Below are 12602 nucleotides of genomic sequence, written 5' to 3'. Positions count from 1 at the left end.
TCCTTCGGTACCGGGTCACAGCCAGCCGGGCGCGGCCAGCACGGCCCAGGCGACGAGCGGTCCGATCAGCACGACCACCCCGCTGTAGGCGAGGATCTGACGGTAGAACCGGTCGGGGTCCACGCCCTTGGCGTTGGCGAGGACCAGGGCGCCGTTGGTGGAGAAGGGGCTGACGTCGACGATCGTCGAGGCGACGGACAGGGCCGCGATCATGCCGACGGCGCTGACGTCCCCGGCCAGCAGGAACGGGACGGCGAGGGGGATCGTCACGCCGAGGATGGCGGTGGAGGAGGCGAACGCCGAGACGATCGCGCCGATGTAGCACAGCAGCAGGGCCACGAGCATGGGGGCGCCCAGACCGGCGACGGAGTCGCCGACGTACTCGATGGTCCCGGCCTCCTCCATGACGCCGACGAAGGTGAGCATGCCGCCCAGCAGCAGAACGGTGGACCAGCTGATCTTGTTGATCGCGCCCTTTTGCGCCTTGGGGGAGAGCACCGCCAGGACCACGGCGACGGTGATCGCGACGAAACCGATGTCCAGGTCGAAGCCGAGGGAGAGCACACCGAGCAGGAGCAGCCCGATCAGCGTGGCGATCTGGTCGAAGCGCAGCCCGCGGGGGGTCTCGCCGGAACCGGGCTCCTCGGCCTTGTAGGCGGAGGAACCGTGGCCGCGCACGGCGAGGCGTTCGGCGTCGTCGGAGTGCTCGCCCACGTGGACCTCGTCGTGGTCGCGCGCGTGCCGGCCGATCAGGGAGCGGCCGCCGAGGGAGAAGAAGAGCAGGACGGAGATGCCGATGTTGAACAGCAGGCTCGACAGGAACAGGGTGAGGGGGCCGGCGGGCAGGTCGGTGCCCGCGACGATGCCGTTGACCGTGGCGCCGTAGATGCTGATGGGGGAGAATCCGCCGCCCTGCGCGCCGTGGACCACCATCATGCCCATGAGGAGGGGGTTGATCCCGTAGCGGGCGGCGAAACCGAGCGCGATGGGGGCGATGATCGCGACCGCGGCCGGGCTGAGCGCGCCCACGGCGGTGAGCAACGCGGTGATGGCGAACATGACCCACGGGATGGCCGCGATCCGCCCGCCGACCAGCCGCACGGCGCTGCGGACCAGCAGGTCGACGGTCCCGTTGTTCTGGGCGATGGCGAACAGGTAGGTGACGCCCACCAGGATCAGGAAGAGGTCGCCGGGGAAGGCACCGATGATGGAGTCGGTGTCCATGCCCAGCGCGAGGGTGCCGACGAGGAAGGCCGCGACGAACGCTAGCGCTCCCATATTGACCGGCAATACGGTAGCGACCACGAACATGGCCGCCAACGCGATGATGGTGATGATCTCTGGCGACATAGTGGACCGATCAGGACGAGATGACACGAAAGAGCCTGATGTGTGTGATCTACCTCAAAAGGCTCAGTGGCCTAGCCAATACTCCATCAGTCCGTTTTGTCAACACAGCACCCGTCTGAAGGAGCCCATGCCCGACAAGCGCCTGCCCCGGCCACGCCCCCCGGCCCGCCCCCGTCTCTACGAGCAACTGGTCGAGCGTCTGTGCGAGTACATCCGCGAGGCGCGGCTCGGGCCGGGCGACCGGCTGCCGGCCGAACGCGAACTGTCGGCGACGCTCGGCGTCAGCCGCGCCTCCCTCAGCCAGGCGCTGGTCGCCCTGGAGGTACAGGGCGTCATCGACGTGCGGCACGGTGACGGCGCCATCGTGCGGCGCACCGTGGCCGAGGAACAGGTGCTCGCGCTCCTGCGCGACCGTGACAACCGGCGGGCCGAGATCATCGAGGCCCGTCAGGCGCTGGAGGTCAAACTCGCCGAGCTCGCCGCGCAGCGCCGCACCGAGGCCGACCTCGCCGACATCGACGCCGCGCTGGAGCACATGCGCGCCGAGGTCCGCCGTGGTGGACGCGGCGTCGAGGGGGACGAGCGCTTCCATGCGGCCGTCACGCACGCCGCGCGCTCCCGGCTGCTGGCCAGGATGATGGCCGAGATCTCCCCGATGATCGCCGAGACCCGGCTCGAATCGCTCTCCCAGCCCGAGCGGCCGACCGCCTCCCTGGCCGGTCACGAACGCATCGCCGACGCGATCAGGGCCGGCGACCCGCGCCGGGCCGCCGACGCGATGCGGGCCCACCTCCTGCTCGTCTCCGACGTCGAACGGCTGGAGAGCTGAGCGGGACGGACGGCACGCCGGCGACGGACAGACGAACGGCCGGTGCCCGCGAAGAGAGATCTCCGCGGGCACCGGCCGTGATGATGTCAGGTCAGCGCAGCCAGAGGTCGGCCGACCGGTCGAACGTGGGGGCCTCCTGGGCCCGCATCGTCCGCAGCACGCCGTTGACCGGCAGCGTGCTCTCGGAGTAGGTCTCCACCGAGTGGGCGATGGCGTCGGAGAACTGGTCGACGCTGTCCCAGTTGATGTTGGTGATGTCGTCGGCGGGGGTGTGGTAGTTCGCGTCGAAGAACTCGCCCGCGGTACCGCCGTAGTACTCGACCTGCTCCTCGGTCTTGATCGAGTCGCCCCCGCTGAACAGGCCACCCGAGGGGATGCCCGCCAGCATGAACGCCTGGTAGTCCGAACGCCCGCTGAACTCGGTCGGCTCACTCACCAGGCCGCGACCGCTGAAGTAGTCCTCGAACATCTTCTGGATGGCGCCCGACCCCGACGGCGGCGTCGTCGACCCCTCCAGCTCACCGCGACCGTCGTAGACGAAGCGGCCGAAGTTCGGCGAACCGATCATGTCGAAGTTCAGGTAGAGCGCGATCTTGTCCCGCTCGGCCTGGCTGAGCCCCTCGACGTACTCGGTCGAGCCGATCAGGCCCTCCTCCTCGGTCCCCCAGAAGGCGAAGCGCACCTTGTTCTCGGGCGTGCCGAGCTTGGGGAGCTGCTTGGCGACCTCCAGGATGGCGGCGACACCGCTGGCGTTGTCGTTGATGCCCGCGCCCTCGGGAACGCTGTCGAGGTGGGCGCCGACGACGACCACGTTGTCCTTGGCCCCGCCCTTGGTCTCGGCGATGATGTTGTAGGAGGACTCGGTGCGCACCTCGGAGTCGACCTTCAGGTGCACCTCCAGGCCCTCGCCGGCGGCCACCAGCGCGGCACCCACCTCGGGCGTGGTACCGACCACCGGGATCTCCGAGAGCGTGCTCACCGTGCCGTTGATCGGTCCGGTGTCGGCCGGGTCGGAGGTCGCGCCGTGGTTGAAGACCACGACCCCCACCGCGCCCGCGGCGGCGGCGTTGGCGGTCTTCTCCGAGAAGGCGCAGGTGCCGCGCTTGACGACGGCGATGGCGCCGGCCGGGAACCCGGCGAAGTCGTCGGCGGAGCAGCCGCTCGCGGAGCTGTCCGCGGCCACCGGGACGGCCGGCGCGGTCACGTCGCCGGCCCCGGAGTAGGACATGGTGCGGAAGTCCTCGTCATTGACGAACTCCCGGGCCTCGGGCGCCGTCTGGGCCAGGACCGAGGGCGAGTTCTCGACCCAGCGGTCGAACTCGTAGGTGTTCTTCACCGGTTTGTACCCGGCCCGCTTGAGCTGGTCCATGACGTACTTGGCGGCCACGTCGTAGCCCGGGGTCCCGTGGGCCCGGTTGCCGCCGTTGTAGTCGGCGATGGTCTGAAGGTTCTCCATGTGGGCCCGGATGGCGCCCGTCTTGACCAGGTGGGGGAGTTCCCCACCGGCGGCGTGGGCGCTGTGGGCCGCGGGGGCCATGCCCAGGGCGAACGCCGCGATGACGGCGACGCCGGTGGCGGCCCGCCGCCTCGCCCGGGAGACGGGACGCGGGGATCGGCCTGTTGGGGTGCGCACGATCGTCCTCCTGAGGGGGCACCCACTCACCGGGGGTGATGCGGTGGGCGCGAACGGTGCGAGGTCGGGTGCAGCTTGTCACCCGGCGATGGCACTGATCAAGGAGTCGCCCCGGCGATTGCCGCAATCAGCCAGACTCTTACCCCGGTGACGTGAAGTGTGGTCTGATTGAGGATTTTCGCCGGGATTCCCCGTGGAGTCCGTGGAGGCGCCGTCCGGTGTCGGTTGGGGCGTGGTGCGGGGTCAGAACAGGCGGGGGGTGTCCGGTTCGATGCCGCGCAGGGCGTCGTAGTCGAGGGTGACGCACGAGATCCCGCGGTCGGTGGCCAGGACACGGGCCTGCGGTCTGATCTCCTGGGCGGCGAAGACCCCGCGCACGGGCTTGAGAGTGGGGTCGCGGTTGAGGAGTTCCAGGTAGCGGGTGAGCTGTTCGACCCCGTCGATCTCGCCGCGCCGTTTGATCTCCACGGCGACGGTCGCGCCGTCGGCGTCACGGCACAGGATGTCCACCGGGCCGATCGCGGTGGGGAACTCGCGGCGGATCAGCGTGTAGCCCTCGCCGAGGGTGGTGATGTGCTCGGCCAGGAGCTCCTGGAGGTGTGCCTCGACGCCGTCCTTCTGCAGGCCCGGGTCCACGCCCAGCTCGTGGGAGCTGTCGTGCTGGATCTCCTCGATCGTCAGCACCAGTTTCTCCCCGGACTTGCCGTGGGTGACCGTCCAGATCGCGGTGCCGTCCTCGTTCGCCGACTCGCGCACCGTGCACGGGGGGTTCATCCAGTTCAACGGTTTGAAGGCGCGGTCGTCGGCGTGGATGGAGACCGATCCGTCGGCCTTCATGAGGATGAGCCGAGGGGCCATGGGGAGGTGGGCGGTCAACCGGCCCACGTAGTCGACGCTGCAACGGGCAATGACAAGACGCACGGAAGGTCACGCTACCGGTATCGGTGGACCGTGTCGGCCGGATTCGCGTGGGAGGCGTGACGCGGCCGTGTGAGGTTCGAGGAAGCGGTGGATTTCCCGGTTTCCGCGACAGAAACGAAAATGAAAACTATTTTCATATGGCGTGGAGGGTAGTCATCTCTGACCCTCCCGTCCCGTGACGCGGTGCGCAACGGGATCTAACGTCACAACAGGCACGTGGGGGTACAAGGGTGGCGATCGCCCTGCTTCTTCCCCCGCGGCGACCTGTCACTGTGGGAAGGGACTCTCATGTCGCTGACGGTTTCACCGGAACTGCTGGAGAAGGCCCAGCGGGGTCCGGTCGACGACACCGACTTCATCGCCTGCATCCAGGAATCCCTGCCGTACGCCTGGGGGGTGGTCAGCGGACTCGCCGAGCGCGTGCGCGCCACCGACACCGACTACGAGGCCAACGAGGTTCCGCCGCCCGGCGAGACGGAGCGCGGCCAGCTGCTGCGCCTGCTGGCCAGCGACGCCATGCGCGGCGCGGTGGAACGCCACTTCGGGATGCGGCTCGCCTTCCAGAACTGCCACAAGGTCGCCCTGTTCAAGCCGGAGGCCGACGCCGCCTACCAGGAGTTCGTGACGCCTCGCTCACAACTGCTCAACCAGTCGCCGGAACTCGTCGACTGCTGAGTGCCCCCGGCCGCGGCATCGCCACACGCGGCCGGGATCCCACCAGCGCCGGTCAGCCCAGGGCCTTGCGCACCAACGGCAGCACCTCGGCCCCCAGCCGGGCCACGTTGTCCAGCACGGCCCTGGGCTCACCGGCCCCCTCCACCATGAGGATCAGCTCGGCGGCACGGGTCGCGCGGGCCTGTTCCACCAGCCGCTCGGCGCACTCCCCGGGCGAGCCCACCGCGTGGGTGTCGCACAGGAAACGGGCGTAGGCGTGCGCGTCGCGTCGGGCGCGCGGCCGTCCGTCCACGGGGACATAGTCGGCCAACCCGGGTTCCAGCCATTTCGGCAATGTCTCCAGCAACGTCGCGCGGGCCGCGTCACGGGAGTCGTCGACATGGGCGAGACCGGTCACGACGGGACCCGGAGGGGCGTGTCCCGCCGCGCGCGCCAGCCGCGCGTGCGTGGCGGCCATCGATCCCTGTTCCCGGTACCCCTGGTGCAGGCCGAGCAGGACCGGCAGGCCCAGGCGCGCCGCGAGTTCCAGGCTCGTCCGCGACGTCGAGGCGACGACCGGCAGGTGCGGGCGGGTGCGTGGCGCGGGCACGATCTCGACCTCGCGGAACCCGAAGGTCGCGCCGTCCGCGCGGGTCCGCCCACCGGCCATGGCCCGGGTCAGCACCTCCAGGGCCTCGGGGAAACCGCGTTCGTAGCGCTCCAGCCCGGTGCCGAACACCTCCAGGTCCACCCACGGCCCGCCCCGGCCCACGCCGAGGCGGAAACGGCCGTCGGACACCACGTCGAGCAGGTTGGCCTGTTCGGCGAGGGCCACCGGATGCCAGGTGCTCAGCACGCTCACCGCGGTGCCGACCCCGATGCGCCGGGTCCGTCCGAGCGTGAAACCGGCCAGCGTGATCGCCGAGGGGCACACGCCGTAGGACATGAAATGGTGCTCCGCGTACCAGACCGTGTCGAATCCGGCAGCTTCAGCCGCGACGGCCGTCGCGACGGTTCTTTCCAATATCGAATGGTGGTCCTGCCCCGGGAAACCGGCGGCCAGGAGGAGGACTCCGATGCGCATTGCGCCATGGTGGCGTCCCGAAGGGCGCGCTGTCCCCGCGACGGCCGGATCGGCCGAGGGGGCGCGCGGCGCGTCCCAAGGCCCCGAGCACGGATGGCGCGACGGGCACCCTCTAGGGTTGGCCCCATGGTGCAGGAGATCCACAAGGTGGGAGTAGTCGGGCTTGGGACCATGGGCGCCGGCATCGTCGAGGTGGTCGCCCGAGCGGGTTTCGCGGTCACCGGGGTCGAGGTCGACGACACCGCACTGAAGCGTGGTCGCGCGCATCTGGAGCGGTCGCTGGCCAAGGCCGTGGACAAGGGCAAGCTGTCCGAGGAGGAGCGCGCGGGCATCCTGGAGCGCGTCACCTTCTCCACGTCACGGGAGGACCTTGCAAACGCGGACTTCGCGATCGAGGCGGTTCCAGAGCGGATCAACATCAAACGGGACGTCTTCGTCGATCTGGATCGGATCTGCCCGCCGGGCGCGATCCTGGCGACGAACACCTCCTCGCTGGCGGTCACCGAGATCGCCGCGCTGACCAACCGGCCGGGCAAGGTCGTCGGCCTGCACTTCTTCAACCCGGCACCGGTGATGCGTCTGATCGAGGTGGTCACCACGGTCGTCACCGAGCCGGGGGTCGCCGAGGTCGCCACCGAGATGGCCAAGCGCTTGGGCAAGACCCCGGTCGCGGTCGGCGACCGGGCGGGGTTCGTCGCCAACGCCCTGCTCGTGCCCTACCTCAACCACGCGGTCCTGCTCTACGAACGTGGCGTCGCCTCCAGGGAGGAGATCGACGCGGCGATCGTCGAGGCCGCGAAACTGCCGATGGGGCCGCTGGCCCTGCTGGACCTCGTCGGCCTCGACGTCTGCCTGGCCGTGATGGACGTGCTGTGGGAGGAGTTCCGCACCCCGCGTTACGCCGCGGCCCCGCTGTTGCGCCGCATGGTCGCGGCCGGTCTGCTCGGCCGCAAGACCGGACGCGGTTTCTACGTCCACTCCGACGCGCGCGAGACCGCGGTCCAGCCGGTCGGGGGCAGCGTCAAGCTCCCCACGCCCCCCGGCACCCCGGAACTGGCCGACCTGCTGCTGGCCCCGCACATCGATGACGCGCTGCGCATGGTCGGCTCGGGGTACGCCACGGCCGACGACGTCGACACCGCCATGCGGTTCGGGTGCGGCTACCCCACGGGGCCGATCGAGATGCTCGACGAGCGTGGGGTCGCCTCCGTGGCCGAGACGCTGGCGAAGGTCCACCCCGAGCTCGCGCCGGGGGCGGTCCCCGCGTCGTCGCTGCTGGCCGCCCTGGTCGCGCAGGGGCGTCAGACGCTGCGCTGAGCCTCCCGCCGCGCGGGCCCGTCCGGGCCCGCGCGGCCCGGCTCCTCCTCGGGGCACCGGTTCGGCCTGGTCGCCCGGTTCTCCTACCCTGGAAACGTGAGCCCGCGTCGCAATGTCCCCCGCCGTAGGGAAGGCCGCCCTCAGCACAGTCCCGAGGCCTCGGAATCCCTCATCCTGCGCATCACCGGTGGTGAACGCCGGGAGACCGGTCCCGACGGCGAATGGGCGCTACGGCGGATCAGCGGCGCCGCGGCCCTCAAGGTCTACCGCTGCCCGGGATGCCACCAGGAGATCCCGCCCGGTATGGCGCACGTCGTCGCCTGGCGGCCCTACGGCAACGGGGAGGACCGCCGACACTGGCACTCCTCCTGCTGGGACCGGCGCACCCACCGCACCGTTCGCTATCCGCGGCGCTGATCCGCCGCGGACCTCGCCCCCGGAAGGACCCATGGAGATCCGCGCGAGCACGATCCTGCCGGCCCGCCGCAGCCCCATCACCCTGCACACCGCCGACGGGCTGCGACTCATCGGGGAACTGGCCCTGCCCCCCGAGTCCGACCCCGTGGCGACGCTGGTGTGCCTGCACCCGCTGCCCACCGCCGAAGGCATGATGGACAGCCACGTCCTGCGCAAGGCGTCCTTCCGGCTGCCGGCCCTGGCCGACATCGCGGTACTGCGGTTCAACACGCGCGGCACGACGTCGCGGCACGGCACCAGCGAGGGGACGTTCGGCGAGGGCGAGACCGAGCGGCACGACGTCGCCGCCGCGATCGAGTACGTCGAGTTCGAGGGGCTGCCCCGCCCCTGGCTGCTGGGATGGTCCTTCGGCACCGAGCTCGCGCTCAAGTGGGGCTGCGACCCCGAGGTGGAGGGCGCCATCCTGCTGTCACCGCCGCTGCACCGCGCGGGCGACGCCGACATGGACGTCTGGGCACAGTCGGGCAAACCGGTGGTCGCGCTCGTGCCGGAGTTCGATGACTACCTGCGCCCGGAGGAGGCGCGGGCGCGCTTCGCCCGCATCCCGCAGGCCGAGGTCGTCGGGGTCCCCGGAGCCAAGCACCTGTGGGTCGGCGAGCCCTACGTGCGGACCGTGCTCGACGAGGTGGTCCGCAGGGTCGCGCCGAAGGCGTACCCGCTGCCCACCGAGTGGGACGGCGAGTACACCAAGGACGTGCTGTGACTCCACGGCCCCGGTGACGCGGCGGGGGCGGGCCCGGTTCGAGGGAACCGGGCCCGCCCCCGCTCGTGGATTCGGCGTGGCGCCGGAGGCGCTACTCCTGCCACCAGTCCTCGTCGTCGGAGCCCTTGGGCTTGCCGGGCACGGTCTGCTTGTGCCCGTTGGCCTGCTGGGAGTCGGCCTTGGCCTCGATCGCGACGGGCTCCTCGACCGGCGCCGCGGCGACCGGCGGGGCGGCCGGGGCGGCGGGCATCGCCGCGAAGTCGGCGCCGCCACCGCCACCGAGAAGCTGCCGCAGCTGGGCCAGGTGCGACTGGATGCTGTCGCGCTGGCGGGTGAGCTCGTCGACCTGCTGGCGGGCGGCCGTCAGGATGCGGTCGGCCTCGGACTTGGCGTCGCTGACCAGGTGCTCGGCCTTGGACTTGGCCTCGCTGCTGATCTGCTCGGCGTTCTTCTTGGCGTTGGCGACGAGCTGCTTGGCGTGCTGCTCGGCGTCGCGGCGGGTCTGCTCGGCCTGCGCGCTGGCCTTGGTGGCCCGCTGCTCGGCGCTGGCGGCGCGCTCCTCGGCCTCGGCCACCAGCTTCTGGGTGGCGGCCTGGGCGGCGGCGAGGCGCTCGGCGTCCTGCCGCTCGGCCTCCTCGCGACGGTTGGCGAGCTGGATCTCGAACTCGGCCTCGTCCTGGGCGCGCTTGGCCTCGCTCTCCTCCAGCAGGCGCTGAGCCTGGGCGCGGAGCTCGTCGGCCTGGCGCTTGGCGGCCTGCAGGGTCTCGTCGCGCTCGCGCTTGGCCGAGGCGCGGGCCTGAGCGCACTCGCGCTCGGTGGTCGTGCGCAGCTTGGCGATCTCGCCCTCGAAGGTGGCGCGCTTCTCGGCGATCTCGTGGTCGACGGCCGAACGCTTCTTCTGGACCTCGCGCTCGGTGGTGGAGGCCAGCTCGTCGGCCTCGCGGCGGGCCGCCGTGCGGATGTCGTCGGCCTCGCTCTCGGCCGACGTGCGCATCTCATCGGCCTCGCGCTGCGCGGTCGTCCGCAGCTCGGTGGCCTCGTTCTCCGCGGCGGCGCGCATCTCGGCGGCCTCGATCTTGGCCGCGGCCTTGATGTCGTTGGACTCGGCCCGCGCGCCCTGCACGAGTTCGGTGGCCTGCTCCTCGGCGAGGCGGAGAAGCTGCTCGATGCGCGCGCCCAGACCGGAGTAGGTGGGACGCTCCTGCTCCTGAAGCTGGCTCCGGGCCTCGCTCAGCTCCTTGCGGTGCTTTTGGATCTCTTCCTTGGAGCGGTGGAGGTCGCTCTTGAGCTGCGCGATGTAGGTTTCGACCTGGGCCCGATCGAAGCCGCGCAGGACCACGTCGAACTCGGGAGGCTGGTTGCTTTCCTCGAAGAAGTTGCTGAGCTGGGCGTCAATATCGGACGACATGTGGCGGAATCCTGAACGGTGACGAGACGGCTACATTGACGGATGTTGCGTTTCGAGTCGGGGAGCGGGCGTCACGGCGTCCGGGCGAGGCCGGTCGAACACGCCTCATTCCGGGGGGCACTGCCTGGGAGCGTACTCCGGGAGGTCGATTCGCATGGTGAAGTTCACTCCATTGGGGGGATGGAGGTGAATCCCAGGTGTGGACGTGGCCGTCGCCGACCCGAAGGCGTATCAATCTGAACCGGCGAGGGACAGAGGTCGCTTCAGTCCATGACGGGACATGGCGACTAGCAGACTTTATCAAGCCCTGATGCGCACGGAAGGGGGCGTTGGGGGAGAAGTCATGACCGTCTCCCCCAGGAGAGGGGGCGGACGTGCGGAAACGGAAAAAGTGACGGTTGAGTTACACCGCCGTACCCTGCGTCCCCTCGCTCTCACCCGCGTCGTCGCTCCCCGCGGCCTGTACCAGCTCGGTGAGCACCCCACCGCAGTCCTTCGGGTGCAGGAACACGATCGAGGACCCCATCGAACCGTGCCGCGGTCGCTCGTCGAGCACCCGCACCCCCCGGTCGCCCACCGCCGCGGCGGCGCCCGCGACGTCGGAGGTGCCGAACGCGACGTGGTGCACCCCCTCGCCGTTCCTGTCGAGGAAGCGGGCCACCGGCGAGTCCTCGCGGATCGGTTCGAGCAGCTGGAGGTAGGTGGCGCCACCGTCGTCGGTGCCGTTGACCCGGAGCATCGCCTCGCGCACGCCCTGCTCCTCGTTGACCTCCTCGTGCGTCACCTCGAAGCCGTAGGTGCGGCGGTAGAAGGCGACGGCGGCGTCGAGGTCACGGCAGGCGATTCCGACATGGTCGATGCGGGTGAACACGGTCTTCGACCTCCCGGCGATGGGCGAACGGCGTGTATGTATGGTGTCAGATCAGGTGTGACGCACATTATGGAGGCTCGCCCATGCCCGGTTCTGTCATCGTCAGCGGAGCTCGTACCCCCATCGGGCGGCTGCTCGGGTCGCTGGCCGGCTTCTCCGCGGTCGACCTGGGGGCGATCGCCATCAAGGCCGCGCTGGAGCGCGCCGGGATCGGCGGGGATCGGGTCGACTACGTGATCATGGGCCAGGTCCTCCAGGCCGGTCAGGGGCAGATCCCCTCCCGCCAGGCCGCGGTCAAGGCGGGCGTCCCGATGAACGTGCCCTCGTTGACCATCAACAAGGTGTGCCTGTCGGGGCTCGACGCGATCGCGCTCGCCGACCAGCTCATCGCCGCGGGCGAGTTCGACGTCGTCGTCGCCGGTGGCATGGAGTCCATGACCAACGCGCCCCACCTGCTGCCCAAGGCCCGCCACGGCTACAAGTACGGTTCGATCGAGGTCCTCGACGCCACGGCGCACGACGGCCTCACCGACGCCTTCGACGGCGACTCGATGGGCGCCTCCACCGAACGGCACAACACCCGGCTGGGAATCACCCGCGCGGAGCAGGACGCGTTCGCGGCCCGCTCCCACCAGCGCGCCGCGGCGGCGATCAAGGACGGCCGCTTCGACGCGGAGATCGTGCCGGTGGAGATCCCGCAGCGCAAGGGCGAGCCGCGGATCTTCGCCCAGGACGAGGGGGTGCGCGCCGACACCACCGAGGAGACGCTGGCCCGGCTGCGCCCGGCCTTCGCCCCCGAGGGCACGATCACGGCCGGTTCCTCCTCCCAGATCTCCGACGGCGCGTGCGCGGTCGTCGTCATGAGCCGGGCCAAGGCCGAGGAACTCGGGTGCGACGTCCTCGCCGAGATCGGCGCCCACGGCAACGTCGCCGGCCCGGACAACTCGTTGCAGTCGCAGCCCTCCAACGCGATCCGGCACGCCGTGGGCAAGGCGGGGCTCGACGTCTCCGCCCTCGACCTCATCGAGATCAACGAGGCGTTCGCCAGCGTCGCCGTGCAGTCGATGCGCGACCTCGGCGTCTCCGAGGAGATCGTCAACGTCAACGGCGGCGCGATCGCGCTGGGCCACCCCATCGGTGTCTCCGGGGCCCGCATCGTCGTGCACCTGGCCCACGAACTGCGCCGGCGTGGTGGCGGACTGGGCGCCGCCGCGCTGTGCGGCGGTGGCGGCCAGGGCGACGCGCTGCTGCTGCGCGTTCCCGCGTCCTGAGGTCCCCTTCCGTCATCCGGTGTCGCGGGTCCGATCGGATCCGCGACACCGGCCGCGAGGGGCCGTCCGACCTGGCTGGAGGAA

12 protein-coding genes are annotated in these 12602 nt (G+C 70.6%); 6 read left to right on the top strand and 6 right to left on the bottom strand.

Features of this window, described 5'->3' with window-relative positions:
• Positions 1–15: 15 nt before the first annotated feature.
• Positions 16–1350 carry an SLC13 family permease gene (locus tag ACYVHU_RS09175; RefSeq protein WP_078761439.1) on the bottom strand — a complete coding sequence of 445 codons (1335 nt, stop codon included), beginning with the start codon at positions 1348–1350 and terminating at the stop codon, positions 16–18.
• A 127-nt stretch (positions 1351–1477) separates the two neighbouring features.
• Here ACYVHU_RS09175 and ACYVHU_RS09170 point away from each other — a divergent pair, with 127 nt between their 5' ends.
• Positions 1478–2179 carry a FadR/GntR family transcriptional regulator gene (locus tag ACYVHU_RS09170; RefSeq protein WP_078761438.1) on the top strand — a complete coding sequence of 234 codons (702 nt, stop codon included), beginning with the start codon at positions 1478–1480 and terminating at the stop codon, positions 2177–2179.
• 91 nt (positions 2180–2270) lie between these two features.
• Here ACYVHU_RS09170 and ACYVHU_RS09165 read toward each other — a convergent pair whose 3' ends face one another.
• Positions 2271–3812 (bottom strand): M20/M25/M40 family metallo-hydrolase, encoded by a 1542-nt coding sequence (locus ACYVHU_RS09165; protein ID WP_394330048.1) that lies wholly within the window; start codon positions 3810–3812, stop codon positions 2271–2273.
• Between the two features lie 243 nt (positions 3813–4055).
• Positions 4056–4733 (bottom strand): endonuclease NucS, encoded by a 678-nt coding sequence (gene nucS, locus ACYVHU_RS09160; protein ID WP_078761437.1) that lies wholly within the window; start codon positions 4731–4733, stop codon positions 4056–4058.
• 288 nt (positions 4734–5021) lie between these two features.
• On the opposite strand from nucS, the gene ACYVHU_RS09155 reads away from it, so the two are divergent.
• The gene (locus ACYVHU_RS09155) at positions 5022–5408 is read left to right on the top strand and encodes an SCO5389 family protein (RefSeq protein ID WP_078761436.1); all 387 of its coding nucleotides are present in this window, start codon (positions 5022–5024) and stop codon (positions 5406–5408) included.
• A 52-nt stretch (positions 5409–5460) separates the two neighbouring features.
• On the opposite strand, the gene ACYVHU_RS09150 is transcribed toward ACYVHU_RS09155, so the two are convergent.
• Positions 5461–6471, bottom strand: coding sequence for an LLM class flavin-dependent oxidoreductase (locus ACYVHU_RS09150; RefSeq protein ID WP_078761435.1), 1011 nt, complete (start codon positions 6469–6471; stop codon positions 5461–5463).
• Between the two features lie 126 nt (positions 6472–6597).
• Between ACYVHU_RS09150 and ACYVHU_RS09145 the strand changes: the two genes are divergently transcribed.
• From ACYVHU_RS09145 to ACYVHU_RS09135, 3 genes are all read left to right on the top strand, one after another.
• On the top strand, positions 6598–7788 hold the full coding sequence (locus tag ACYVHU_RS09145) for a 3-hydroxyacyl-CoA dehydrogenase (RefSeq protein WP_432936625.1): 1191 nt from the start codon (positions 6598–6600) through the stop codon (positions 7786–7788).
• 96 nt (positions 7789–7884) lie between these two features.
• Positions 7885–8205 carry an Rv1322 family protein gene (locus tag ACYVHU_RS09140; protein ID WP_200813604.1) on the top strand — a complete coding sequence of 107 codons (321 nt, stop codon included), beginning with the start codon at positions 7885–7887 and terminating at the stop codon, positions 8203–8205.
• Between the two features lie 31 nt (positions 8206–8236).
• Positions 8237–8968 carry an alpha/beta hydrolase gene (locus ACYVHU_RS09135; protein WP_078761433.1) on the top strand — a complete coding sequence of 244 codons (732 nt, stop codon included), beginning with the start codon at positions 8237–8239 and terminating at the stop codon, positions 8966–8968.
• A 91-nt stretch (positions 8969–9059) separates the two neighbouring features.
• Here ACYVHU_RS09135 and ACYVHU_RS09130 read toward each other — a convergent pair whose 3' ends face one another.
• Complete coding sequence (locus tag ACYVHU_RS09130) at positions 9060–10376, bottom strand: DivIVA domain-containing protein (RefSeq protein ID WP_078761432.1); 1317 nt, start codon at positions 10374–10376, stop codon at positions 9060–9062.
• Between the two features lie 403 nt (positions 10377–10779).
• Positions 10780–11247 (bottom strand): methylmalonyl-CoA epimerase, encoded by a 468-nt coding sequence (mce, locus tag ACYVHU_RS09125; RefSeq protein WP_078761431.1) that lies wholly within the window; start codon positions 11245–11247, stop codon positions 10780–10782.
• Positions 11248–11330: 83 nt separating this feature from the next.
• Here mce and ACYVHU_RS09120 point away from each other — a divergent pair, with 83 nt between their 5' ends.
• Positions 11331–12518, top strand: coding sequence for an acetyl-CoA C-acetyltransferase (locus tag ACYVHU_RS09120; RefSeq protein WP_498948106.1), 1188 nt, complete (start codon positions 11331–11333; stop codon positions 12516–12518).
• Positions 12519–12602 lie beyond the last annotated feature (84 nt).

Source organism: Marinactinospora endophytica (assembly GCF_054780875.1).
Note: the sequence above shows the minus strand (reverse complement) of the source record. Positions and strands in the feature narration are given on the sequence as shown.